General features: G+C 70.8%; 20 protein-coding genes. 10 read left to right on the top strand and 10 right to left on the bottom strand.

The window, feature by feature from the left end:
- Positions 1–25: 25 nt before the first annotated feature.
- From FDA94_RS09930 to FDA94_RS09910, 5 genes are all read right to left on the bottom strand, one after another.
- Complete coding sequence (locus FDA94_RS09930) at positions 26–1,960, bottom strand: Xaa-Pro dipeptidyl-peptidase (RefSeq protein WP_137246758.1); 1,935 nt, start codon at positions 1,958–1,960, stop codon at positions 26–28.
- A gap of 113 nt (positions 1,961–2,073) precedes the next feature.
- On the bottom strand, positions 2,074–3,219 hold the full coding sequence (gene rhaI, locus FDA94_RS09925) for an L-rhamnose isomerase (protein WP_246059704.1): 1,146 nt from the start codon (positions 3,217–3,219) through the stop codon (positions 2,074–2,076).
- 89 nt (positions 3,220–3,308) lie between these two features.
- Positions 3,309–4,460, bottom strand: coding sequence for an ROK family transcriptional regulator (locus tag FDA94_RS09920; protein ID WP_170990870.1), 1,152 nt, complete (start codon positions 4,458–4,460; stop codon positions 3,309–3,311).
- A gap of 106 nt (positions 4,461–4,566) precedes the next feature.
- Entirely contained in the window at positions 4,567–6,051 is a 1,485-nt protein-coding gene (locus tag FDA94_RS09915) for a glycoside hydrolase family 36 protein (protein WP_137246756.1), read from the bottom strand.
- A 74-nt stretch (positions 6,052–6,125) separates the two neighbouring features.
- Positions 6,126–7,478, bottom strand: coding sequence for an ABC transporter substrate-binding protein (locus FDA94_RS09910; protein WP_137246755.1), 1,353 nt, complete (start codon positions 7,476–7,478; stop codon positions 6,126–6,128).
- Between the two features lie 136 nt (positions 7,479–7,614).
- On the opposite strand from FDA94_RS09910, the gene FDA94_RS09905 reads away from it, so the two are divergent.
- Both FDA94_RS09905 and FDA94_RS09900 read left to right on the top strand, forming a co-directional pair.
- Positions 7,615–8,934: a DUF4832 domain-containing protein gene (locus FDA94_RS09905; RefSeq protein ID WP_137246754.1), complete on the top strand. Its 1,320-nt coding sequence runs from the start codon at positions 7,615–7,617 to the stop codon at positions 8,932–8,934.
- Between the two features lie 14 nt (positions 8,935–8,948).
- Positions 8,949–10,106, top strand: a complete 1,158-nt coding sequence (locus tag FDA94_RS09900; protein WP_137246753.1) for a Gfo/Idh/MocA family protein — start codon at positions 8,949–8,951, stop codon at positions 10,104–10,106.
- Here FDA94_RS09900 and FDA94_RS09895 read toward each other — a convergent pair.
- A complete protein-coding gene (locus tag FDA94_RS09895; protein ID WP_137246752.1) occupies positions 10,076–10,939 on the bottom strand; it encodes a carbohydrate ABC transporter permease in 864 nt (287 codons plus the stop codon). The genes FDA94_RS09900 and FDA94_RS09895 overlap by 31 nt on opposite strands.
- Positions 10,940–10,960: 21 nt before the next feature.
- A complete protein-coding gene (locus FDA94_RS09890; RefSeq protein WP_137246751.1) occupies positions 10,961–11,848 on the bottom strand; it encodes a carbohydrate ABC transporter permease in 888 nt (295 codons plus the stop codon).
- A gap of 213 nt (positions 11,849–12,061) precedes the next feature.
- On the opposite strand from FDA94_RS09890, the gene FDA94_RS41030 reads away from it, so the two are divergent.
- Genes FDA94_RS41030 through FDA94_RS09855 form a run of 7 tightly spaced genes read left to right on the top strand, consistent with a single transcriptional unit; the run spans position 12,062 to position 20,983 of the window.
- Positions 12,062–14,404, top strand: a complete 2,343-nt coding sequence (locus tag FDA94_RS41030; RefSeq protein WP_137246750.1) for a DUF4832 domain-containing protein — start codon at positions 12,062–12,064, stop codon at positions 14,402–14,404.
- Positions 14,404–16,404: a DUF4832 domain-containing protein gene (locus FDA94_RS09880; protein WP_170990869.1), complete on the top strand. Its 2,001-nt coding sequence runs from the start codon at positions 14,404–14,406 to the stop codon at positions 16,402–16,404. Before FDA94_RS41030 ends, FDA94_RS09880 begins: the two co-directional genes overlap by 1 nt.
- 53 nt (positions 16,405–16,457) lie before the next feature.
- Positions 16,458–17,753 (top strand): family 4 glycosyl hydrolase, encoded by a 1,296-nt coding sequence (locus FDA94_RS09875; protein ID WP_137246748.1) that lies wholly within the window; start codon positions 16,458–16,460, stop codon positions 17,751–17,753.
- The gene (locus FDA94_RS09870) at positions 17,750–18,547 is read left to right on the top strand and encodes a DeoR/GlpR family DNA-binding transcription regulator (protein ID WP_137246747.1); all 798 of its coding nucleotides are present in this window, start codon (positions 17,750–17,752) and stop codon (positions 18,545–18,547) included. The genes FDA94_RS09875 and FDA94_RS09870 overlap by 4 nt, the downstream gene beginning before the upstream one ends.
- Positions 18,544–19,290 (top strand): class I SAM-dependent methyltransferase, encoded by a 747-nt coding sequence (locus FDA94_RS09865; protein WP_137246746.1) that lies wholly within the window; start codon positions 18,544–18,546, stop codon positions 19,288–19,290. Before FDA94_RS09870 ends, FDA94_RS09865 begins: the two co-directional genes overlap by 4 nt.
- A gap of 54 nt (positions 19,291–19,344) precedes the next feature.
- A complete protein-coding gene (locus tag FDA94_RS09860) occupies positions 19,345–20,022 on the top strand; it encodes a GNAT family N-acetyltransferase (RefSeq protein ID WP_137246745.1) in 678 nt (225 codons plus the stop codon).
- Position 20,023: 1 nt separating this feature from the next.
- Positions 20,024–20,983, top strand: coding sequence for a ThiF family adenylyltransferase (locus tag FDA94_RS09855; protein WP_137246744.1), 960 nt, complete (start codon positions 20,024–20,026; stop codon positions 20,981–20,983).
- Here FDA94_RS09855 and chrA read toward each other — a convergent pair whose 3' ends face one another.
- Together chrA and mug are read right to left on the bottom strand one after the other, a co-directional pair.
- Entirely contained in the window at positions 20,984–22,123 is a 1,140-nt protein-coding gene (gene chrA, locus FDA94_RS09850) for a chromate efflux transporter (RefSeq protein ID WP_246059702.1), read from the bottom strand. It lies immediately after the preceding gene.
- A 113-nt stretch (positions 22,124–22,236) separates the two neighbouring features.
- On the bottom strand, positions 22,237–22,782 hold the full coding sequence (gene mug / locus FDA94_RS09845; protein WP_246059701.1) for a G/U mismatch-specific DNA glycosylase: 546 nt from the start codon (positions 22,780–22,782) through the stop codon (positions 22,237–22,239).
- Between the two features lie 96 nt (positions 22,783–22,878).
- Here mug and FDA94_RS09840 point away from each other — a divergent pair, with 96 nt between their 5' ends.
- Positions 22,879–23,841: an alpha/beta fold hydrolase gene (locus FDA94_RS09840; RefSeq protein WP_137246743.1), complete on the top strand. Its 963-nt coding sequence runs from the start codon at positions 22,879–22,881 to the stop codon at positions 23,839–23,841.
- Here the strand turns inward: FDA94_RS09840 and FDA94_RS09835 are convergent.
- A complete protein-coding gene (locus FDA94_RS09835) occupies positions 23,838–24,569 on the bottom strand; it encodes a neutral zinc metallopeptidase (RefSeq protein WP_137246742.1) in 732 nt (243 codons plus the stop codon). The two genes, FDA94_RS09840 and FDA94_RS09835, sit on opposite strands and share 4 nt — an antisense overlap.
- Between the last annotated feature and the right edge of the window lie 7 nt (positions 24,570–24,576).

Below are 24,576 nucleotides of genomic sequence, written 5' to 3'. Positions count from 1 at the left end.
CCGGGCCGTCGCCGGGTGGTGCGGTCTACCAGAAGCGGTATTCCGGAGCCGGCCACTCGGGCTCGGCGGGGGCGACCCACGGAGCGGCGCGGCGGGCGCGGACGTCGGCCTCGGTGATGGTCTCACCGGGGGCCAGGACGAGCGGGATGCGGACGCGGCTGCGCTGCAGGTCGACGGTGACCTTGGCGCCGGTGGCCGGCTCGCCGCTGTAGGTCGAGTCGGTGCCGGCGATGATCAGGCCGATGCGGTGCCCGGCCTTGAACTTGTAGTCCTGCGGCAGGGTCAGCCACTTGACCTCGCCGTAGGAGCCCACGGCGAGCGGGTTCGACGCGCTGATCGAGTCGCGGTTCTGCACGTCGATCCAGCCGCGGGCGACGATCTCCAGGGGGGCGGTCGTCATGTTGGTCGCGACGTCGAAGTAGCAGCCGTCGTCGGCGGCGGTCGACTCGCCGTAGCAGCTCTGCGTGGTCAGGTTGCGGATGCCCTGGTTGGTGCGCCAGGCGATCCGCTCGTCGGTGCCGAAGTCCACGAGGAGCGCGGTGAGGTTGGAGGTCGGCTTGTCGAGCTTCACCTGGAGGCTGATCTCGGGCGTGCCGGACATCCGGATGTCCTTGGACAGCTCGCTGGTGGTGAAGGCGATGCGGCCGGCGGCCGGGGTGGTGATGTTGGCGACCATCGCGTTCTCCGACTGACGCACGTCGGTGAAGGTCGCGGTCTCACCGTTCTGGGCCTGGACGAGACCGAGGGTGCCGTCGGCGGCCGGGCGGAACAGGTGGTTCTGGGCGGCGGGCTCGGGCCAGTCGCGCAGGGTGATCCACTCGGTCCGGCCGGTCTGGACGTCGGCGCGCGGCTGCTTCATGACGTCGTTGCCGACGCCGACGAGCCAGTAGTCGAACCAGGCGTGCAGGGTGTCGACCCAGCGGTCACGCTGGCCCTCGAAGTCGAACGGGTCGACGTGCTGGGTCTGGCCGACCCAGATCTTGCGCGGCACGCCCTGCTTGGCCAGCGCGTCCCACCAGACGGAGAAGTTGTCCGGCTTGACGTTCAGGTCGTTGACGGTGTGCACGACGAAGACCGAGGCCTTGACCTTGGAGACGTCGCCGAGGGTGCCGGCGATGTAGTCGCGCTCGGCCCAGTAGGGGTTGTAGTTGCCGGTGTCGTCGCCGTCGTTGGCGTCGGCGTAGGCCCGCACCGCGGCGCACTTGGCGTCCGGGTCGGTGTCGACGGCGTTGCCGAGGTACGACTGGTAGTTGAAGTTGTAGATCACGCCGTTCATGCGCTGGTACTTGTACCAGGAGCTGATCGCCGAGATCGGGACGATGGTCTCCAGGCCCTCGACGCCGGTCGCCGCGACGCCGTTGGCCAGGGTGCCGTCGTACGACTTGCCGATCATGCCGGCCTTGCCGGTGCTCCAGTCGGCGACGGCCGGGGTGACGCCGTCGAGCTTCGTGGCGGTGGCGCGGCCGTTCAGCCAGTCGATGACGGCCTTGCCGCCCAGGATGTCGGCCTTGCCGCCGACGTCGGGGCAGCCGGTCGACCGGGTGGTGCCGATCATGTCGACGGCGAGGAAGGCGTAGCCGCGCGGCACGAAGTAGTTGTCGTACCAGAGCGGGAACTTCACGATGTTCCCGTCGGCGTCGTAGACCTTGCGCTCGGCCTCGTTGCCGCGGCCGGAGTTGTCGTAATAGGGGCTCTCGTCGATGATCGACGCGACCTTGAGCCCGGGGCCCGACTCCTTGGGGCGGATGATGTCGACCCGCACGCGGTCGAGGACTCCGTCGGAGTCACTGTCGACGGTCGACTCGACGAGGACCGACTCGCGGATCGCGTCGGCGTAGGAGAAGACGGGCTGGGTGCGCCCGTTCTCCACGGAAATGGCGGGGGCGGCACTCGCCTGGACGGGCGTGGCGATGGCCACGACCAGTCCGACGGCGACGAGGGCGGCTCGCAACGGTGGCACGAAGAGCCTCCAGAGACTCGGGAAGTACCCCAAATCTCCTTGAAAACTCTCATAACAGACAAGATCAGGTTACGGCTTTGACACCACCTCGTACTGGATGTGTGACATGGCACTCAGGCTTCCCAGCCTGCCTGCCGGCCGCCGATCCGGTCGGCCGCGATGCGCTCGGCGTAGCCGGAGGCGGCGTAGGCCGCCATGGGGTCGGGGGCCAGGCCGGCTTCCTCGCGGAACCCGGCCAGCAGGGGGCGCACGTCGGTGCCGTACGCGTCCATGAACACCCCGTGGGCCCCGAGCACGTCACCCTCGCGCTGCGCCCGCGCCAGGGCGTCGCGGTCGACGAGCAGCGCCTTGGCCGCCGCCTCCTGGACGTTCATCACCGACCTGATCTGGCCCGGGATCTTCGGCTCGATGTTGTGGCACTGGTCGAGCATGAAGGCCACGCCGCCGTCGAGACCGCCGCCGCGCACGACCTCGTACATGATCCTGAAGAGCTGGAACGGGTCGGCCGCGCCGGCCATCAGGTCGTCGTCGGCATAGAAGCGGGAGTTGAGGTCGAAGCCGCCGAGCTTCCCCTCTCTCAGCAGGAACGCCACGATGAACTCGATGTTGGTGCCCGGCGCGTGGTGCCCGGTGTCGACCACCACCCGCGCCTTCGGCCCGAGCCGCAGGCAGTGGGCGTAGGCGGTGCCCCAGTCGGGCACGTCGGTGGCGTAGAAGGCGGGCTCGAACAGCTTGTACTCCAGCACCAGCCGCTGATGGTCGCCGAGCCGGGCGTAGACGGCGTCGAGGGCCTCGGCGAGCCGGTCCTGCCGGGCGCGGATGTCGTCCTGCCCCGGGTAGTTGGTGCCGTCGGAGAACCAGAGTTTCAGCACCTCGGAGCCGGTGGCGTCCATGACGTCGACGCAGTCGAGCAGGTGCCGTAGCGCCTTGCGGCGGACCGCCGGATCGGGGTTGGTGACGCTGCCGAGCATGTAGTCGTCGTCCTGGAAGACGTTGCTGTTGATCGCCCCGATCGCCACGCCGTTCGCGCGGGCGTGCCCGGCCAGGTCCGAGTAGGACTCCACCCGGTCCCAGGGGATGTGCAGGGCGACGGTCGGGGCGGCGCCGGTGAAGCGGTGGACCTGGGCGGCGTCGGCGATCTTCTCGTAGGGGTCGCGGGGCACCCCCTTCCGCGTGAACACCTTGAACCGGGTGCCCGAGTTGCCGTAGGCCCAGGAAGGCGTCTCGATGCGCAGCGCCCGCAGTCCAGCCGTCACCACTGTCGACCACCTCACCGCAAAAACGTTTCAATCCTGCTCGGACGCTAGAACAGGCGTGGGAGGTCGTCAACGTCGGCGGGAAGGGCTTGTCACGTTTTAAGGGGCGCGGGCATCCCGTCGGCGAAGAGCTGGGCGTCGATCTGGTCGAGCGCGATCCGCAGCGCCCCGAGCGCCACGCTGTCGGCGCCGAGGCTCGACGCCCTGACCTCCGGCACCCGCAGGCAGAGCCGCTCCAGTTCGTCGACCAGGGGGTCGATGATCAGGTCGGCCGACCGCGAGTAGCCGCCGCCGAGCACCACGACCTGCGGGTCGAGCGTCAGCACGAGCGCCGCCGTCCCGACCGCGAGGTCTTTCACGTAGCGCCGCAGCGTGGTCAGGGCGTCGCGGTCGCCCTCGCGGGCGCGTTCGAAGACCCAGGCCGCCTTGTCGTCGGGGTGGACGTCGGCGGGCATGCCGGGGCAGTTCTCCAGGCGGGAGGGGGCCGACAACCAGCGGAGCGTCTTCAGCGCGCCGATCTCCCCGGCCGCGCCCCCGAATCCCCGCCGCAGGGTGCCGTCGATGATGAGGCCGGCGCCGATGCGCATGCCCGCCTGCAGGTAGACGATGTCGTCGGCGTCCTGGGCGGCGCCCTGCCAGCGTTCGGCCACGGCGGCCAGCTTGCAGTCGTTCTCGACCGAGATCGGGCAGCCGAAGCGGGCCGCCAGGTGGTCGGCCGGGGAGACGCTCGCCCAGCCGGGCAGCGGGGTGAACAACGAGGTCCGGCCCGAGGCGTCGACCGGGCCGGTCACGCCGACCGTGATCGCCCAGATCTGGTCGGGTTCGAGCCCGGCCTCAGTCAGGCAGTCGGTGATGGCGGCGTCGAGGACCGCGAGCCGTTCGGCCGGGTCGGCGTCGGGGTCGACGGGCATGCGGCGGCTGCGCAGCACCTCTCCTTCGAGGTTCGACAGCAGCACGAGTATCTTGTGCGCGCCGATGTCGACCCCGAAGACGTGCCCCGCGTCGGCGTTGAAGCGGTAACGGCGGGCCGGGCGGCCGACGGTGCTGCCGTCGGGTTCGACGACCTTCACCCATCCGTCGGTCACCAGGCCGCGCACGACGACGTCGGTGCCCGGACGCGACAGGCCGGTGCGGCCCGCCAGCTCGGTGACGGTGGCGGGCGGCTGACCCCGCATCGCCCGGACGATGCTGAGCGAGTTGAGCTCGCGGAGCCTGCTGACATCGGCTCCGGCCGCTTCGACCACCCTTGCCCCCTATGCGAGATGCGGGCGGCCGAAGGCCGAGCGTGGCTCGCGTCGTGAATCTGCCTGAATAATTACGCTTTGAGAAAGCATAATTCTACCGGTCGCCTCACGAGATCGGATACTGCTGGCCGGGACTCAGCGCCCCGGTGAAGTCGACCTCGCGGCCGTCGACGGTGAACCGGTAGCGGCTTTCCTGGACGATCTCCGGCCGGTCGGTCAGATAGGCGCGGAGGCGTTCCAGCTCGGCGGGGTTGAGCCACGAGGGCGGGTCGGAGACCGCCCGGAAGCCGCAGATCGCGGCAAGGTCCTGCAGCCAGGCCATCTGGGTGTCGGTCAGCAGGTTCAGGCGGCTGCGGAAGTAGACGACGTCCGGGTCGACCTGGAGCAGCGGCGCGTGCCACAGCCGGTGGAGGGTGTTCACGACGGCGTTGTAGGCCATCGCGTCGGAGGGGTCGTCGGTGGCGTAGTTGGCCCACATCGGGGCGACGTCGGGGCCGCTGCGCATGCCGTCGACCAGCCCGAGCGAGGGCAGCAGCAGGCCCCCGCTGCCGAGCAGGTAGACCTCCGGTCCGGCCGCCTCGCGGATCAGCCGGAGCCCGTCGCGGTAGGCCCGCTCCCGCGCCGCCCCCGAGTGCCGGACCCCGGGCACCGCCCCCGCGTTGATGAAGTCGAGCTTGAGATAGGTGAAGCCCCACTCGTGCACCACCCGGTGGATCAGGGCCCGTAGGTGCTCCTGGACGCCGGGGTGGGTGAGGTCGAGCGCCCAGTAGGCGGAACCCCAGTTGTGCCCGGCCTCGACGGGGTTCCCCGCGGCGTCGCGGAGCAGGAACTCCGGGTCGGGCTCGGCGCCGGGCAGCGCGATGAACGGCGCCAGCCAGAGCCCCGGCCGCATCCCCGCCGCGCCGATCCGCCCGGCCAGCGCCGCCATGCCCGAGGGGAACTTGTCGTTGGGCTCCCAGTCTCCGACGATCCGCTGCCACCCGTCGTCGACCTGGACGACGTCGTAGGGCAGCCCGGCGAGCCCGGCGAGGTCCTTGCCGAGCTGCTCCTCGGTGATGCCCTCGTAGTAGGCGTACCAGGTGCACCAGACGTTGCCCGCCCGCCGGTCGCTGCTGCCCAGCCGCCCGGCCAGCTCCCGGGCGTAGGAGGCGAAGACCTCCCGCTCGGGCCCGTACGCCAGGAACCACGGCGCGCCGTCCTCCTCGCACCACCCGGCGAGGGTGTCGTGGTCGGCGGCCAGCCTCGGAGTGCCGAGGCCGAGCGAGCCGAGCAGCAGCACCTGCCCGTCGGCCCCCTGCAGCGCCGCCACCGCCGAGGAGTGGTGGCGGGCCGGGTCGTCCCAGACGGTGTCGTCGGCCGTCAGGCGGCGTTCGGGGTTGGCGATCCGCAGCGGGGGTTCGCTGAGCCGGCGCCACCCGCACGGGCTCCACGAGTTCTGCCCGTGCCGGTAGAAGAGGGCGTCGTCGAGACCGTGCAGGACCGCCACCCGCCCCGGCGGCAGGATCAGGCCGCCGGCGACGGGCTCGACGGGCGCTGAACCGCTCGGTTCGACCGCGAAGACGCGGCCCGCCAGGTCGACGAGTTGGGGCATGTCTCTCCTCACTGGAAGCGGAATCCGCCTTTGGGGCAGGCCCGGCGGGACCGGGTGGCCCCGCCGGGGAAGGTTCAGACGAACAGGGCGTTGACCTGCTGGTTGGCCTTGGTCAGCGCGTCGGCGGGGCTGATCTGGCCGAGGATCACCGACTGCAGGGCGTCCTGCACGATCTGGCTGATCTCGGTGCCGTGGTCGGTGATCGGCAGCAGGAAGGTGCCGCCGGGGGTCTTGGTGTAGTCGACGTACACCTGCACGTCGCGGCCCTTGGCCTTGTGGGCGGCCAGCGCGCGGTCGGTGGCGGTCTTGACGGCGGGGAAGACCACGGCCTTGTCGCCGACCGTGTTCTGGCAGTCGGCCGAGCCGAGGTACTTCACCCACTTCCAGGCGGCGTCCTTGTGCTCGGTGCCGGCCCAGATCGCGTCCGACAGGCCGTTGATGGCGCTCTTGCGGGTGCCCGACGGGCCGACCGGGAGCGGGGCCAGCGCGAACTTCTGCTGGGCGCCCTCGCCGAGGTAGGTGTTGATGGTCCAGGAACCGGCGATGGTCAGCGCGGCCTTGCCGGAGTTCATCACGGCGTCGATGCCGAGCGTCGACTGCTTGTCGAACTTCGGCGCGAAGCCCTTGTCGGTCAGCGCCTTGTACCAGCCGATGGTCTCGATCAGCTTGGGGTCGTCGTACTTGTACTGGGTGCCCCACGGATTCTTGTCGAGGTAGACGAACCCGTTGGCGGCGGCGAGCTCGCCCCAGCCGTTCTGGCCCTGGGAGCCGTCGTTCCACTCCGGCAGGTAGCCGTAGACGGCGACGTCGTCCTTGTCGAAGGCGGGGTCGAGACCGTTCCGCCCCTTCGAGTCGACGGTGAGCTTGGCGATGACCTGCTCGAACGTGCCGCCGTCCTGCGGGTTCCAGGTGAGGTTGGCCAGTTCGGCGGGGTCGACGCCGGCCTTGGCGAGCAGGTCGCTGTTGTAGACGACCGCCTCGGTGTCCCAGTCCTTGGGCAGGCCGTAGCGCTTGCCGTCCTTGGTCCACAGGTCGGCGAGGCCGTCCTGGTACTGGCTCAGGTCGACCTTGTCGGCGTCGACGTAGGGCTGGATGTCGAGGATCTGCCGGCTGGTGACGAACTGCGGATAGTAGGAGACCTGGTTGGTCCAGACGTCGGGGGCGTCGCCGGCCGCGAGCTGGGTGGTCAGGTTCTGCCAGTACTGCGCCCACGCGGTCTGGGTGATCTTGACGGTGATGCCGGGGTTGGCGGCGGCGAAGGCGTCGGCGCAGGCCTGGTAGGCGGCCTGCTGGTTGTCGTCCCAGAGCCAGTAGTCGAGGGTGACCTGCCCGCCACCGCTCCCCGGCTCCTCGCCCGCGCCGCCGCAGCCGGTGAGCGCCAGTAACCCGCACAGCAGGGCCGCGCCGACCCGCTTCCTGTCGATCATCGAGGTACCTCTTCCTGGGGGGATGTGGCCGAGGGGCCAGAAAAGTTCCCTCTTGCCTTGGTGGCTCTCCCGAATAATGATGTGGCGCATCGAAAATTTGTCAAGGCTGACTCATAAGTCACTCGATGGAGGCCCGATGGTCCTTCGACCTGCCCGGATGCTCATGGCCGCCCTGGTCACGGCCGTCCTGCTGACCGCACCGGCCCAGGCCCACCCCGGCTGGCGGCCCCTCGCCGCCGGCCAGGAACCCGCCGCCAACCCCCTCAAGGGCTTCATCCCGTACGCCGACGCCTACGCGACGTTCCCGCACTCGATGGAGTGGTTCTACCTGCCGCTCAACGCGGTGATGACCGGCCCTCACCGATTCGACTGGCGGGCCCTCGACGAGGGGCTCGACGCCATCGCGGCCCGGGGACACCAGACCGCGTTCCGCTTCTACCTCGACTATCCCGCCCGGCCGAGCGGCATCCCGCAGTTCCTGCTCGACCAGGGTCTGCTCACCCGGCCGTACGACGACTTCGGCAACGCCGGCCTGAGCGTGTCCCCCGACTACGACGACCCGCGCCTGGTCGCCGCGCTCGACGCGTTCATCGCCGCGCTCGGCCGCCGCTACGACGGCGACCCCCGGATCGGGTTCGTGCAGCTCGGCCTGCTGGGCTTCTGGGGCGAGTGGCACACCTGGCCGCACAACGGCGACCCGGGCACCGAGAACTGGTTCGCCTCCCCGGCGCAGCAGCAGCGGGTGCTGCGCGCCTACGACGCGGCCTTCGACGAGACCCGGCTGATGGTCCGCTACCCGGGCGCCGACAACGCGGCGCTCGACATGGGCTACCACGACGACTCGTTCGTCTTCTCGACGCTGCCCGGTCCGGGGTGGCACTTCATGGACCTGATGAACCAGGCCGGGACGGCCGACAAGTGGAAGACCGACACCGTCGCCGGGGAGCTGCGGCCCGAGCTGCAGGGCTGCCTGTTCTCCGGCGGCTGCGAGGGCGACTTCGCCGGGAGCGTCGCGCAGACCCACGCGACGTGGCTGCTCAACCACTACGCCTTCAGCCCGGGATACACGGGCGCGGCCTACGACACCGCGCTGGCCGCCGCGAAGTCGCTGGGCTACTCGCTGCGGGTGACCGAGGCGCGGATCGGGGGCTCGGAGGTGTCCGTCCGGATCGCGAACGACGGCGTCGCCCCGTTCGCCTACGACTGGCCGGTCGAGGTGGCCGCCGTCAGGAACGGCCGGATCGCCAGGACGTGGACCACGTCCTGGAAACTGACCCGCGTCCTGCCCGGCGCCCCGGTCGAGCTGAGCACCCGGCTGCACGGCCTGAAGAAGGGCGATCACACGCTGGTCATGCGGGTCGCCAACCCGCTGCGGAACGGGCTGCCGCTGCGCTTCGCCAACGCCGGTCAGGACGCGACCCTGGACGGCTGGCTTACCCTGGGCCGAACCCACTGATATGAGGACAAACCGTGCATGACCTCCGCCTGGGCGTGATCGGCGCCGGACAGCGATCCACTCTCGCCGCGACCGCCCACCGCCCAGGCCGGGGGTGCCGGATCACCGCCGTGTGCGACACCGACCCGGCGGCGCTGACCCGGCTCCCCGCGGAGCGGACCTTCACCGACTACCGCGACCTCCTGGAGGACGACGTCGACGCCGTCCTCGTCGCCACCCCCGACGACACCCACGCCGAGATCGCGATCGCCGCGCTGCGCGCGGGTAAGGCCGTCTACCTGGAGAAACCGCTCGCCATCACGATCGGCGACTGCGACGAGGTGCTCCGCACGGCGGCCGAGACCGGGACCCGCCTCTACCTGGGCCACAACATGCGGCACATGGGCGTGGTCCGGCTGATGCGCGAGGTCATCGCGCGCGGGGAGATCGGCGTACCGAAGACGATCTGGGTGCGGCACTTCGTCGGGCGCGGCGGCGAGTACTACTTCAAGGACTGGCACGCCGACCGCCGCCGCACCACGGGCCTGCTCCTGCAGAAGGCCGCCCACGACCTCGACGTGATCCACTGGCTCGCCGGCGGCTACACCGAACGCGTCAGCGCCTTCGGCGACCTCATGGTGTACGGCGCCCTCGACCGCCGCCCGGCGGGCACGCCCCCGGCCGAGGGCTGGCTCCGCGACTGGCCCTGGCCGCCGTCGGCGTCGACGGGCCTGCACCACCTGATCGACGTCGAGGACGTGTCGGTCATGAACATGCGCCTCGACAACGGCGTCATCGCCGCCTACCAGCAGTGCCACTTCAGCCCCGACTACTGGCGCAACTACACCGTCATCGGCACCCACGGCCGCCTGGAGAACCTCGGCGACGGGCCCGGCTCGGTCGTCCAGGTCTGGAACAGCGGGCAGTCGGCCTACCGGGAGCCCGACGTGACGTACGCGGTCCCCGAGGCGACGGGCGGCCACGGCGGCGCGGACGAGGCGATCATCGAGGAGTTCCTCCGGTTCGCCCGGCACGGCGGCCCCACCGACACCTCGCCGGTGGCGGCCCGGATGAGCGTCGCGGCCGGCTACCTCGCCACCCTGTCGCTACGCGAGGGCGGCACGCCGTTCGACGTGCCGCCGCTCGACGCCGCGACGCTGAGCTACTTCATGCCGGAGAAGTTGAGCGACTGAACCAGCCGCCGGCCGAGGAAGACGAGCAGCAGCAGGACCGGGACGACCGACAGCACCGACCCCGCCATGAGACCGGTCCAGTCGGGCGCCCGGTTCGGCGACTGCTGCAGGAACACCCCCAGGCCGACGGTGAGCACGCGGGTCTCCTCGGCCTTGCCGACGAGCAGCGGCCACAGGTAGTCCTTCCAGCTCCACACGATCGTCGTCAGCCCGATCGTGATGAGCGGCCCGCGGCTCATCGGCAGCACGATCCGCCAGAACATCCCCCACTTGCCGATGCCCTCCAGCGTCGCGGCCTCCTCGACGTCGCGCGGGATCGACAGGAAGAACTGCCGCAGGAAGAACACCGCGAACGGCGTCATGAGCAGGCTCGGCAGCACCAGCCCGGGGAAGGTGTTGACCAGGTCGAGCTGCTTGACCAGCACGAAGTTGGGCAGCAGCGTGAAGATCGGCGGCACCATCAGCGCCGCCACGATGACCCCGAACACCAGGTCGCGCCCCGGGAACCGCAGCCGCGCGAAGGCGTAGCCGGCCATCGCGCAGCACAGCGTCTGCACGATCGCGATCAGGCCGCTGTAGACGAGCGAGTTCGCCGTGTAGAGCAGGAAGTCGATCTCGGCGCCCGACCCGCCCGCCGCCCTGGCCTCCTCGGAGGAGACCAGGCCCAGCACGCGGGTGAAGTTGATCAGGGTCGGGTTCGACGGCCACAGCGCGGTCGAGTCGCGGAACAGGTCGGCGGCCGGGGTGAGCGCCGTCCGGATCATCCAGTAGAAGGGGAAGACGGTCACGACGAGCGCCGCGACCAGGGCGAGCCAGGAGGCGCGCTTCAGCATGGGGGACTCTCCTTAGCCCGGTCAGCCCAGGTCCGACCGGGACGCGCGCAGCATCCGCATCTGCAGGGCGGTCAGCACGCCGAGGACCAGCACGAGGACCATCGCCACGGCGGCGGCGTAGCCCATGTGGAAGTAGGTGAAGGCCTGCTGGAAGATGTAGTAGTAGATGACGCGGGCCTCCGGGATCGGCGCCTTGCCGCCGTAGACGACCGCGACGGTGTCGAAGATCTGGAACGACCCGATGAGCGACACGACCAGCACCAGCGCGATGATCGGCCGCAGCAGCGGCAGCGTGATCGACCGGAACATCCGCACCTCTCCCGCGCCGTCGATGGCCGCGCTCTCGTAGAGCCCCTGCGGGATCTGCAGCATCCCGGCGTACAGCAGCAGCGCCGTGTATCCCGTGTACGCCCAGCTGTTGACCAGCGCGACCAGCGGCATCGCCCACGTGGGTGAGTTGAACGACAGCGTCGTGTCGATGCCGACCACGCCCAGCAGGTGGTTGACGAAGCCCAGGTCGGGGTCGAGCAGCCAGGCCCACAGCAGGCCGATGGTCACGTTCGGCACCAGCCACGGCACGAGCAGCGCCGCGCGCAGCACGACCGACCGGGTCAGCCGGTGCATCAGCGCGGCCAGGCCCAGCGCGATCAGGGTCTGGGAGCCGATGTTCACCACGACGTAGTAGGCGGTGACCTTGAGGGCGTTCCAGAACTGCGCGTCGCCGACCAGCTCGCGGTAGTTGTCGGCGCCGACGTAGGCCGGGTCGTTGAGCAGGCTGTAGTCGGTGAAGGAGTACCAGACCCCGCGGACCGTCGGATAGGCGTAGAAGATCAGGAAACCGACGATCACCGGCACCAGGAACAACCAGCCGGCCACCCGGTCGTCGCGCTTCCTCAGAACCGCCTGCATGCGCGCTCCCGTCTTTCGGGCAGATTCACGGCGCGAGCCACGACCGGCCTTCGGCCGTCCGCGTCTCTTCTCAACCCGCCATCGCAGTAATGATGTAGGCTAGCGAAAATTTGTCAAGAGCTAATCATAAGTACCTCACGGAGGGTTGCGATATCGAAGATTCCTGTTTGTAATTCGTTACGTCCAGGTTTCGATGTGAAAACCGAGGCCCCCATGAAGCGTTGGCTCGCCGCCCTGACCGCCCTCACGACCCTGCTCCTGGGCCAGGCCCTCCCCGCCGAGGCCGCCGCCGGCCCGCCGCCCCGGCCGCCCGCCGGCCCGGCCCCCGACACCTCGCTGACCACGCACACCTACACGTACGCCAACACGCCGGTCGGCCAGCCCCTCAAGGGGTTCGCGCCCTACCTGTTCCCCGGCGACGACTACGGCGCGAAGTTCCCGGGCGGCGTCCTGTGGAGCTACTTCGCGCTCAACGAGGTCATGAAGGACCCGTCGAGCTGCTCGGTCTTCGACTGGACGGTCTTCGAGAAGGCCCTCGACGAGGCCGCCGTCTGGGGCCGCCAACTCGCCTTCCGCTTCTACGTCGAGTATCCCGGCGGCACCGGCTCCCACCCGGGCAACGGCATCCCGCCCTGCCTCAACGGCAAGGCGACGCTGCGCACCAACGGGTTCTGGGGCACCGTCAGCCCCGACTACGACGACCCCGACGTCGTCGCCGCGTTCGTCAGCTTCATCAACGCCTTCGCGGCCCGCTACGACGACGACCCCCGGGCCGGTTTCATGTCACTGGGCCTGGTCGGCCTGTGGGGCGAGTGGCACACGTGGCCGTACGACCGCGACACCGCCGACGGCTACCCGAACCTGATGCCGAGCGACACCACGATCCGGACCCTCATCAACGCCTACGACGCCGCCTTCGACAACCTCCAGCTGGAGGTCCGCTACCCCGGCCTGGCGGGCGCCGAGTCGGCCGGCATCGGGTTCCACGACGACTCGTGGCCCTACAAGGAGTGGCGCGGCAACCAGCTCAAGAGCATGACGCTGCCCCGGTCGATGAACGGCTGGGACGACGCCTTCACCCAGATCATGCTGGACACCGGCACCGAGAACCGGTGGACCGAGCAGTCGATCGGCGGCGAGGCCCGGCCCGAGATCCAGGGCTCGCTGTACGCCGACTATCCCGCCGGCGGCGGCCAGGTCGACGACGTGCTCGCGGCCACCGAGCTCACCCACATCTCGTGGATGATCAACCAGACCGGGGCGGGCGGCTACAGCCCGACCGACCCGAAGGTCGCGGCCGGGGTCCGCAAGATGGGCTACAACCTGCACATCCCGCAGGCCAACTTCAACGCCACCGCGGGTTCGACGTTCAAGGTCGGGGTGACCGTCCAGAACGACGGGGTGGCCCCGTTCTACTACCCGTGGACGTTCGTGCTCGGGCTGCGGAACGCCGCGGGCACCGTGGTGAAGACGTGGGACACGAACTGGGACATCCGGACGGTGCAGCCGCTCCGGATCCGCGCCTTCCCCGACTGGAACACCTCCGAGTACCTCGACTTCGGCCGCCCGGTGAACTTCTCGGCGAACCTGAGCACGTCGGGGGTGCCCGCCGGGTCGTACTCGCTGGTGCTGCGGGTGCGGAATCCGCTGGAGGCGGTCACCCAGACCGTGCTGCGCAACCGGCCGGCCTCGGTGCGGCTGTCCGACTACACGATCGACCGCTGGCGGCCCGCCTATCCCCTGTCGTTCGCCAACGCCAACCAGGGGACCGACGGCTGGGTCAATCTGGGCTCGGTGAGCACCGGCGGCGGCACCTGCACCGGCGACTGCACCGCGCCGACCGCCCCGGCGCTGACCTCGACGGGCAAGACCTCCTCATCGGTGTCGCTGGCGTGGAGCGGGGCGACCGACAACGTCGGGGTCACCGGTTACCAGGTCTACCGGGGCGGCACGCAGGTCGGCTCCGTCACCGGGACGACGTACACCGACAGCGGGCTGTCCGCCTCGACGAGCTACGCCTACACGGTGCGAGCGCGGGACGCCGCCGGCAACCTGTCGCCCGCGAGCAACACGGTCACCGTCGTCACCGACGCGGGCGCCTCCACGGGCCTGGTCCTGGACGACTTCGACGGCAGCCCGGCGTATCCCTCTCAGAACGACCTGGGCAAGTGGACCGGGGGCAACTGCTTCCTCGACGGCGGCGGCTCCGGCGTCGTCAGCAGTGGCGCGCTGAACCTCCGCTACGACAACTGCGGCTGGTTCGGCAGCGACGTGGGCGTCGACCTGACGTCCAAGACGCACCTGGTCGTCCGGATCAGGGGCGCCTCCGGCGGCGAGCAGACCCACTTCAACCTCGGCCTCGGCGGCTCGACCAAGCTCTTCGCCGACTACACGCTCGACGGCGGCGGGCACCCGGTCATCACCACCGCCTACCAGGACATCCGCATCCCGATGGCCGCCAACGGCATCAGCCGCAACTCGCCGAGCCAGCTCGCCATGGGCTTCTGGTACGGCGGGAACTCCACCGTCAGCATCGACGAGATCCGGTTCGAATGATGTCACGCAGACTGAGCGCCGTGGTCGCGGCGGCCGCCCTGGTGGTGACCGGGCTGGTCGTCGGCACCGCCGAGGCGCAGACCCGCACCTACCCGGCCGACTTCGCCACCGTCATCGCCAACCCCGAGCGCGGCTTCCACAACCGCTACGAGATCATCGACGATCCCGCCGTCAACGACTACGTCAACGCGGCCACCATCCCCGGCTTCAACCCCGACCTTCTCGACCGCACCTTCGCCCGGGCCAGGCAGAACGGCAACACCCTGGTCCACAGCTACCTGCACCTCGACAAGTACGCCGGGACCGACACCCTCCCGCAGGCCCTGCTCGACAACCTGGCGAGCGGCCTCGCGGCGGTCCGCGCGGCCGGCCTGAAGATCGTGCTGCGCCCGGCCTACACCTGGGACGGCTGGGCCTCCGTGCCCGAGGCGCGGATCCTCGGCCACATCACCCAGGTCGGCGCGGTGCTGACCGCCCACGCCGATGTGGTGGCGCACCTGGAGACCGGCTATCTGGGCGCGTGGGGCGAGTGGCACACGGGCAGCTACTCCGACCCGTTCAACCACGACCAGTACGCCACCCGCCTCCGCATCGTCACCAGGGTCCTGGAGACGACCCCGGCGACGATCCCGCTGGCCATGCGCTATCCGATCTTCATCAAGGAGATGCTGGACGCGCCCACGCTCACCCAGGCGCAGAAGGACCGGATCGGCTTCCACAACGACTGCTTCCTGGCCGACTACAACGACATGGGGACCTACGACAACAACTCGTGGATGGGCTGGTTCGACATCGAAGTGAAGAAGCAGTGGATGTACGACCGCATGACGTCCACCGGCTTCAACACCATCACCGGCGGCGAGACCTGCAACTCCGACGGCTACAACGACGCGGCCGGGGTCAACGTCCAGACCGAGATGTCCAAGCTGAACTTCACCGAGATCAACGAGGACTACGCGGCGGTCAACACGAACAAGTGGAAGGCCGCCAACCTGGCGGCGTCGGGGGACGACCCGGCCGAGACGGCGTTCACGCGGCTCAAGCGCAAGATGGGCTACCGGCTCCGGCTGGTCGACGCGAACTTCTCCGACTCGGTCCAGCCCGGCGGGCAGCTCACCTTCTCGGCCACCCTGGGCAACGACGGGTGGGCCGGGCCGGTCAAGCAGCGCCCGGTGTTCCTGGTGCTCGACGACGGCGCCCGGCGGTACGACCTCGCCGTCCCCGGCCTCGACCCGCGCCGCTGGACGCCGGGCACGCACTCGCTGGCGACCCAGACGGTGACCGTGCCGTCGAACGTGGTGCCGGGGACCTACCGGCTGGCCCTGTGGCTGCCCGACCAGGCCACCGGGCTGCGGTCGCGGGCCGGCTACTCGATCAGGTTCGCCAACACGGGGACCTGGCACGCGGCGGGTGGCTACAACGTGCTGGCCACGAGCTTCACCGTCGGCCAGTGCGCCCCCAACTGCCCGTCACCCTCGCCCTCCCCTTCACCCTGCCCCAGTCCGTCGCCTTCTCCGTCGCCGTCGCCGTCGCCCTCCCCCACTCCCACGGGGCTGGTGCTCGACGACTTCAACGGGAGTCCGGCCTGGCCGTCGCAGAACGACCTGGGCAAGTGGACCGGCGCCAACTGCTTCCTCGACGGCGGCGGCTCCGGCGTCGTCACCAGTGGCGCACTGAACCTCCGCTACGACAACTGCGGCTGGTTCGGCAGTGACGTCGGGGTCGACCTGACGTCCAAGACCCACCTGGTGATCCGGATCAGGGGCGCCTCCGGCGGCGAGCAGACCCACTTCAACCTCGGCCTCGGCGGCTCGACCAAGCTCTTCGCCGACTACACGCTCGACGGCGGCGGGCATCCGGTCGTCACGACGGCGTACACGGACATCCGCCTCCCGATGGCCGCCAACGGGATCAACCGCAACTCCCCCAGCCAGCTGACCATGGGCTTCTGGTACGGCGGCGGTTCCACCGTCACCATCGACGAGATCCGCTTCGAATGAGAGCGCGCGGCCACCGTCTCCGGGCGGTGGCCGCCCGTCGCAGGAGGTCTCGGATGGCAAAGATCGTCATCACCGGAGCCGGCAACGTCGAACTCACCCGCAAGATCCTCTCGGATCTGTTCTCCTGTACGGACCTCGCCGGCGCCCTCCATATCGCCCTGCACGACGTCGACCCCGGCCGCCTCGCCACCGCCGAGGCGCTGGCCCGCCGGCTCGACTCCGAGACCGGCGCGCACGCCCGCATCGACGCCGCGACCACCCGGCCCGCCCTGCTCGACGGCGCCGACTTCGTGATCTGCCAGTTCGACGTCGGCGGTTACGACGCCCTCCTCCGCGACCTGGAGATCCCCCGCCGGTACGGCCTCCGCCAGACCCTGGGCGACACGATCGGCGTCGGCGGCGTCTTCCGCGCGCTGCGCGCCATCCCCGAGATGGTCACCCTGGCCGCCGACATGGCCCGGCGGTGCCCGGACGCCTGGCTGCTCACCTACACCGACCCGATGGCCGCGCTCTGCTGGGCCGTCACCGCCGGCACCCCGCTGCGGAACGTCGCGGGCCTGTGCCACGCGGTCCGCGACACCCACGCCCTGCTCGCCGACCTGGTCGGCCGCGAGCTGGAGGAGATCGACTTCCGCACGGCCGGAGTCACCCACCAGGCCTTCGTGCTGCGGTTCGAGAGCGGGGGCCGCTCGCTCTACCCCGACCTCGACCCCCTGATCGCCGGTGACCACGACGTCCGGAGCGAGATCTACCGCCGCTTCGGCTACTACCCGACCGAGTCGAGCGAGCACGCCGCGGAGTACGTGCCGTGGTTCCTGCCGCACGAGAGCGAGGTCAAGCGGCTCGGCCTGCCCGTCGACGAGGCGCTGCGGCGCAGCGCCCGCAAGCTCGACTCCTACGAACGGCTGCGCGGCTCGCTCGCCGCCGGGGAGCCGATGCTGGCGCGGTGGAAACACTTCGAGATGGCCTCCGAGGTGATCCACTCGATGCTCACCGGGATGCCGCGCGAGGTCTACCTGACCCTGCCGAACCACGGGCTCATCGACAACCTGCCGGCGGACGCCTGCGTGGAGGTCCCGGCGCGGGTGGACGGCGCGGGCATCCGCCCGGTGCCGATCGGCGCGCTGCCGGTCCAGCTGGCGGCGTTGAACCGGACCTACCTCAATGTGGTTGAGTTGACCGTGACCGCGGCCCTGGAGGAGAGACGATCGGCGGTGTACCAAGCGGCGATGATCGATCCCACCACCTCCGCCACCCTGCCCCTGGCGGCCATCGAAGAGCTGTGCGACGAGCTGATCGACGCCCACGGCGCGCTGCTGCCGCCCGGCATCCGGGGCGGACGCCGATGACCGACGTGGCGGACGTCGCCGCGGACACCCGCCGGGAGCGCATCGTCTCGATGGTGCTGGAGCACGAGTTCGTCCGGGTGACCGACCTGGCCGGGCTCTTCGGCGTCACCAGCGTGACCATCCGCGCCGACCTGGAACTCCTCGACCGGCAGGGCTCGCTGCGCCGCGTGCGGGGCGGCGCGATCCCGGCCAAACCGGCCCGCGCCGCCGAACCGTCGTTCGAGGTGTCGCTGGGCAGCGCCGCGGTCGAGAAGACCCGCCTCGCCCGCCACGCCGCCGCCCTGGTCGTCAGCGGCGAGAGCCTGGTCATCGACGCCGGCACCACCACGACGTTCCTGGCCAGGGCGCTGGTCGCCCGACCCGAGCTGACCGACGTCGTCGTCTTCACCAACAGCCTGCGCGTGGCGGTCGAACTGGAGCCCGCGATCCCCCGCATCACCGTGCTGCTCACCGGTGGAACGCTACGACCGGCCACCCACGCCCTGGTCGACCCGATGGGGGCGCTGATGCTCGAACGCATCAACGCCGACACGGTGTTCCTGGCCTGCCACGGGGTCGACGCGGCGTCCGGGATCACCGGCGTGAACCTGCTGGAGGCCGAGATGAAGCGCAAGATGCTCGGCGCCTCGCGCCGGCACGTGGTCGTGGCCGACTCCTCGAAACTGGGCCGCACGGGGCTGGCCCCGATCTGCGCCCTGCCGGAGGCCGACCTCCTGATCACCGGCCGCGAGGCCGACCCGCAGGTCGTCGCCGCGCTGCGCGACGGAGGACTCACGGTGGACCTGGCTCCATGAAAGACGCGAACTTCGGGCATCCGCGCCTGGCCGCCGTCTACGACCCGCTCGATCCGGACCGCGGCGATCTCGACGCGTACGTCGCGATGGCGGAGGAGTTCGGCGCGCGGTCCGTGCTGGACGTCGGGTGCGGGACGGGCGTGTTCGCGCTGCTACTCGCAGCGCGCGGGCTGACGGTCACCGGGATCGACCCCGCGCGGGCCTCCGTCGACGTCGCGCGCGGCAAGCCGGGCGCCGAACGGGTGCGCTGGCTCGACGGCGACGCCGGGGACCTGCCGCCCCTGCGGGTCGACCTGGTGACGATGACGGGGAACGTCGCCCAGGCGATCGCCGATCCGGAGGCGTGGCGCACGACGCTGCGCGGCGCGTACGGGGCGCTGCGGCCCGGCGGGCGGCTCGTCTTCGAGACGCGCGATCCGGCGCGGCGCGTGTGGGAGGAGTGGGCGAGGTGGTCGCGCGAGACCACCTACCGCGTGACCAACATCCCGGGCGTCGGCCGCGTCGAGACCTGGGCCGAGCTGACCGACGTGAGCCTGCCGCTGGTGAGCTTCCGGGGCACGCACGTCTTCGCCTCCGACGGGGAGGTGCTGATCTCGGAGTCGACGCTCCGCTTCCGCGAACGCGCCGAGATCGAGCGCGACCTGCGTGAGCACGGCTTCGTCGTCGAGGACGTCCGCGGCGCGCCCGACCGGCCGGGCCACGAGTTCGTGTTCGTGGCGCGGCGCGGCGCGATAACCACCTGAATGTCCCGGTAGCGCTATCGCCCCCTGCCGGGCCGACCGGCGAGCCTGGTGGTCATGAGGGGGATCTTCTTCCGGCGGCCCGAGGTCCGCGAGCTCGCGGCCGCGTCCACCGAATGGGCCGGGCGTCGCGGCCTGCGCCTGCGCCTGAACGACGACCTGCACGGCTGGGCCGGCGCCGTCGGCGCGGCCATGGGGGCCGACGGCGTCAACCCGACCTTCGACCCCGCCCGCAGCCGGATCGCCCCCGGCTCGGCCTTCCATCTCGCGGCGCTCGACGAGAGCGGCGACGTCGTCGCGTGCGGCGCGGGCCGCCTGTTCGTGACCCGTGACTTCGCCGCGCTGGTCGAGTCGCTCGCCCTGTGGTTCGACCCGGTCCCGCCCGAGATGGCGGCCGGGATCGAGCCGGCCACGCCCGTGCCCGCGCTGTCGGGCCGGATCGCCCACGTGGGCGGGCTGTGGGTGCATCCCCGGCTGCGCGGCTCGGGCCTGTCGCTGACGCTGGCGCGGCTGATCCGCGCGACGGCGCTCGACCTGTTCGACGCCGACTGGGACACCTGGGTCGCCTTCCAGGACGCCGCGTCCAGGTCCACCTACGGCGCCGCCACGACGGTCCTGTGCGTCGACGGCTTCTTCCCGCCGCGCGGCCGCGCCGAGCGGGTCTTCCTCAGCTACGCGACCGGCGCCCAGGTTTTGGACGTCGTGCGCGACACCGTCGGCTACACGGCGGTGTGACGTGGACGACTGGCGCCCCTCCCTGCTCACCGGCCCAGAGGCGAAGGACCTGCTCGACTCCGGAGCGGTCCGCCGCGTCCACGACCCCCTCGACGAGCCCGCCGGCTACGGGACGTGGGTCTGGTACCCGTGGTCGGGAGTGCTGGTGCGGACCCACCCGGCCGAGGAGTTCCGGCGGCTGCGCACCGACCGCAACCGCGACAAGATCACCCCCGAGGAGCAGCGGCGGCTCGGCGCGGCCCGCATCGGCGTGGTCGGCCTGTCGGTCGGCAACGGCACCGTCGTCACCCTGACGATGGAGGGCGTCGGAGGGTCGTACAGGATCGCCGACTTCGACCGGCTCGACCTGACCAACCTCAACCGCGTCCGGGCCGGGCTGCCCGACCTGGGCCTGGAGAAGACCGTCGTGACCGCCCGGCAGATGTACGAGATCGACCCCCACCTCGACGTCGAGCCCTTCGCCGAGGGCATCACCCCGGCCAACGTCGACGCGTTCCTCGACGGCCTCGACCTGGTCGTCGAGGAGTGCGACGACCTTTACGCCAAGGTGGCCGTCCGGGAACGGGCCCGCGCCCGCCGCATCCCGGTGCTGATGAGCACCAGCGACCGCGGCATGCTCGACGTCGAACGGTTCGACCTCGAACCCGGCCGCCCGATCTTCCACGGCCTCCTCGGCGAGGTCAGGGCCGACGACCTGATCGGGCTCGAACCCAAGGACAAGATCCGGTACGTCCTGGCGATGTTCGACGAGGGGTCGCTCAGTCCCCGGATGAAGGCGTCCCTGCCGGAGGTCGGCCGGAGTCTCAACAGCTGGCCCCAGCTCGCCTCGGACGTCGCGATGGGCGCGGGCGCCGTCACCGACACGGCCCGCCGCCTCCTGCTCGGCGAGCCGGTCGCCTCGGGCCGCTACCACCTCGATCCGGCCGTTCTGGTGACGGAGGCGACCCGGCTGCACGGCTGATCACGTGAGCAGGGCGTGGGCCAGGCCGATCGCCGCCCCGGCGGCGATGTACCAGGCGTTGTTGAGCCTGGTCGTCCAGAGCAGCACCAGGGTGACCACCGCGATGGCGGCCGTCAGCGGGTCGACGATCGCGGTCACGCCGAGCTGCCAGGAGACCCCGGCCATGAGGGCCAGCGCGGCGGCGTTGAGCCCGTCGAGGAGGGCGGAGGTCCAGTCGGCGGAGCGGAGCCGGTCGGTGAGCCGGGTGAGCAGGCCGACGAACAGGAACGACGGCAGGAAGATGGCCACGGTGGCCAGGAACGCGCCGACGGGCCCGGCGACGAGGTAGCCGATGAAGGTCGCGGTGGTGAAGACGGGCCCGGGGGTCACCTGGCCGATGGAGACGGCGTCGGCGAGCTGCTGCGAGGTGATCCAGCCGAGCCGCTCGACGAAGTCGCCGCGCAGGAAGGCGAGCAGGACGTAGCCGCTGCCGTACAGGACCGAACCGATCTTCAGCATGGTCAGGAACAGCTGCGTGAGCTGCCCGCCGGTCGGGTCGGGGAAGACCGGCAGCCCGCCGACCATCGGACCGAGGAAGGGCACGGCCGGCAGCCCCCGGCGGACCGACCGGACGGCGGCGGCCAGCACCGCGCCCGAGGCGAGGATCAGCAGCTCGTTGACGCCGAGGAAGTAGGCGGCCAGGGCCGCGACCGCCAGGGCGGCGAGCCAGCCGTTCTTGATGGCGGTCCGCATCAGGCCGACCAGGGCGTGCGCGATGATCGCGATCACGGCCGGGACGACCCCGTAGAGAACGCCCTCGATTTCGGGGGTGTCGCCGTAGGTGACGTACACCCAGGCCAGGGCGGTGACCATGAGCGCGGCCGGCACGATGAAACAGACCCCGGCGACGACCAGCCCCCGCCAACGGCCCCGGTCGTAGCCGAGGTGGATGGCCAGCTCGGTGGAGTTGGGGCCCGGGATGAGGTTGGTCGCGCCCATCAGGTCGACGAACCGCTGGTCGGTCACCCAGCCCCGGCGGCGGACCAGCTCGTCGCGCATCATCGCGATGTGCGCGGCCGGGCCGCCGAAGGCGATGACGCCCAGCTTGAGGAAGACGCCCATCACCTCGCGCAGCCGGTGACGGCCGTCATCGTGGCTCACGTGGGCTCCCCGTTCTCGTCGACGGGATCGATTATGTCGACGGACGGCGACCACCCGGACCAGCGCCTGCCGGACGGCGGCCAGACAGGGTGCAGGCCCGGACGAAGGGGAGGTCAGGGGTCATGTTCCGACGGTAGGCCTGTACGTGGGTACCGGATGCGAGCCGCCAGCCGGAAGCGGGTGAACTCGGCGGCGAGCTCCTCTGGCGGGTAGTGGGCGTTGAGCCCGCTGGGGTTGGGCAGGACCCACACCCGCGCCCCGGCGAGGCGGACGGGCTGCGGGCCGATCGCCGCACCCGCCGCCCCGAAGGCCAGGCGGTAGCCGGTGACGCCCAGCAGGGCCAGCCAGCGAGGGCGCAGGGGTGCCATCCGGGCGACCAGGTCCCGGCCGCCTTCCACGTACTCCTCGACGGAGAGGTCGGCGGCCTTGGCCGTCGGCCTGCGGACGATGGTGGTGAGCCCGAGGCCGAGGGGCAGCAGGTCGCGTTCGTCCTCGGGGCGCAGCAGCCGGGGCGTGAACCCGGAGCGGTGGAGCGCGGGCCACATGCGGTTTCCCGGGGTCGCGAAGCTGTGCCCCCGCGCGGCCGAGGTGAGCCCGGGGTTGATGCCGACGAACACGACGTCCAGGTCCTCGGCGAGGACGTCGGGAAGAGGGTTCACGCGGTAAGTCGAGGGCGGCGTGTCCCCGCTCCCATCAGCGTTTCCGGCTGCACCCTTTGAAGGTAACCCCCATGGCTGACCGATTGTGGAGGGCCGATGACGATCACCCATCGCCTGGTCGAGACCGCCGCCGGCCGCGTCCACCTCGTGGAGCAGGGGTCGGGGCCGCTGGTGCTGCTCGTGCACGGGTTCCCCGAGTCGTGGTACTCGTGGCGGCGCCAACTCCCGGCGCTGGCCCAAGCCGGTTACCGGGCCGTCGCCGTCGACGTGCGCGGCTACGGCCGGTCGTCCAAGCCCGACGACGTGGCGGCGTACCGGATGCTGGAGCTGGTCGAGGACAACGTCGCCGTGGTGCGCGCCCTGGGCGAGCGGACGGCGGTGATCGTGGGGCACGACTGGGGTTCGGTCATCGCCGCCGACTCGGCCCTCCTCAGGCCCGACGTCTTCCGCGCGGTCGGGCTGCTGAGCGTCCCCTACGCGCCGCGCGGCGGGCCTCGGCCCAGCGAGGTCTTCGCGGGCATGGGCGGCGACGACGAGTTCTACGTCAGTTACTTCCAGGAACCCGGCCGGGCCGAGGCCGAGATCGAGCCGGACGTCCGGGGCTGGCTCGCCGGCGTCTACGCCGCCCTGTCGGCCGACACCATGCCGCGCGGCGACGCCCCGGACCCCCACTTCGTCTCCCCGGGCGGCGCGCTGCGCGACCGCTTCCCCGTCGGCCGGCTTCCCGCCTGGCTGAGCGAGGACGACCTGGACGTCTACGCGGCGGAGTTCGAGCGCACCGGCCTGCGCGGGGCGCTCAACCGCTACCGGAACATGGACCGCGACTGGGAGGACCTCGCCCACGTCGACGGCGCCCCCATCACGCAGCCGTCGCTGTTCGCCGGCGGTGCCCTCGACGCCTCCACGATGTGGATGGCCGACGCCGTCGAGGCCTACCCCGTCACTCTGCCGGGGCTGGTCTCCTCGCATCTGCTCGACGGCTGCGGGCACTGGATCCAGCAGGAACGTCCCGGGGAGATCAACGAGATCCTTACCGGCTGGCTCGACGTCCTGCCCTAGGCCACCTTGGGTGCGCTCGCCGTCCAGGTGTTGCAGGCGCCGGGCTTGCCGGCCTGGTAGCCCTTCTTGGTCCAGTGGAGCCGGTTGGCGGGTGAGCCGTTCCACTTGTAGCGGGCGTACTCGCGGGGCTCCATGCCGGCGATGAACGGCTTGAAGTCCGTGATCTTGCGCCCCAGGGTCTTGGCGGACACCCCGGCCAGGCAGTCGGCCTGGAGGTAGAAGCGGTGCCGCTGCTCGGCCATGTCCTCGCCGGTCCGGTCGTTGGGCATGTTCCAGTAGGCCCGGCCGATGCCCGTCTGCCCCTGGACGACGCCGCTCCACTCCCGCATGAGCGCCCCGAACACGTGGACGTCGTTCTTGGCCTTGATCCAGTCGTCCGCCAGGCGGACCTCGATGGTCTGACCGCAGATCTCGGAGTAGGAGCCGGCGATCTTCACCCCGGTGGAGCAGGACTCCTTGTCGGACTTGAACGTGACCGCCACCTGCTGGAAGCCGTCGATCGTGCCCTTCCAGGCGGTGTTCAGGCAGGAGACGAGCTTCCTGACGTACTTCTCGGTCGAGGCCCGGGTGGTGCCCTTGACCGCCTTGCACGAGACCTTCGGGAGCACGCCCTTCTTGTAGATCGCGTTGTGGGTGAGCGTGGGCTGACCCTTCACGGGCGCGGCGTGGGCCGTGCCGGAGATCAGGAAGAGGCCGGTCGCCGTGGTGGCCAGTAAGCGAGTGATCATGCGACGG

Origin of the sequence: Herbidospora galbida (assembly GCF_005233835.1) — a bacterium.
Taxonomy (GTDB): Bacteria; Actinomycetota; Actinomycetes; order Streptosporangiales; family Streptosporangiaceae; genus Herbidospora; species Herbidospora galbida.
Note: the sequence above shows the minus strand (reverse complement) of the source record. Positions and strands in the feature narration are given on the sequence as shown.

What these genes read in the sequence shown, in the direction of transcription:
- FDA94_RS09875 (WP_137246748.1), top strand. Translation starts at nt 16,458, where the DNA reads ATGGCAAAGATCGTCATCACCGGAGCCGGCAACGTCGAACTCACCCGC.
- FDA94_RS09870 (WP_137246747.1), top strand. Translation starts at nt 17,750, where the DNA reads ATGACCGACGTGGCGGACGTCGCCGCGGACACCCGCCGGGAGCGCATC.
- FDA94_RS09915 (WP_137246756.1), bottom strand. Translation starts at nt 6,051, where the DNA reads ATGCCCCAACTCGTCGACCTGGCGGGCCGCGTCTTCGCGGTCGAACCG.
- FDA94_RS09840 (WP_137246743.1), top strand. Translation starts at nt 22,879, where the DNA reads ATGACGATCACCCATCGCCTGGTCGAGACCGCCGCCGGCCGCGTCCAC.
- FDA94_RS09865 (WP_137246746.1), top strand. Translation starts at nt 18,544, where the DNA reads ATGAAAGACGCGAACTTCGGGCATCCGCGCCTGGCCGCCGTCTACGAC.
- FDA94_RS09910 (WP_137246755.1), bottom strand. Translation starts at nt 7,478, where the DNA reads ATGATCGACAGGAAGCGGGTCGGCGCGGCCCTGCTGTGCGGGTTACTG.
- FDA94_RS09890 (WP_137246751.1), bottom strand. Translation starts at nt 11,848, where the DNA reads ATGCAGGCGGTTCTGAGGAAGCGCGACGACCGGGTGGCCGGCTGGTTG.
- FDA94_RS09895 (WP_137246752.1), bottom strand. Translation starts at nt 10,939, where the DNA reads ATGCTGAAGCGCGCCTCCTGGCTCGCCCTGGTCGCGGCGCTCGTCGTG.
- FDA94_RS09880 (WP_170990869.1), top strand. Translation starts at nt 14,404, where the DNA reads ATGTCACGCAGACTGAGCGCCGTGGTCGCGGCGGCCGCCCTGGTGGTG.
- FDA94_RS09905 (WP_137246754.1), top strand. Translation starts at nt 7,615, where the DNA reads ATGGTCCTTCGACCTGCCCGGATGCTCATGGCCGCCCTGGTCACGGCC.
- FDA94_RS09835 (WP_137246742.1), bottom strand. Translation starts at nt 24,569, where the DNA reads ATGATCACTCGCTTACTGGCCACCACGGCGACCGGCCTCTTCCTGATC.
- FDA94_RS41030 (WP_137246750.1), top strand. Translation starts at nt 12,062, where the DNA reads ATGAAGCGTTGGCTCGCCGCCCTGACCGCCCTCACGACCCTGCTCCTG.
- FDA94_RS09860 (WP_137246745.1), top strand. Translation starts at nt 19,345, where the DNA reads ATGAGGGGGATCTTCTTCCGGCGGCCCGAGGTCCGCGAGCTCGCGGCC.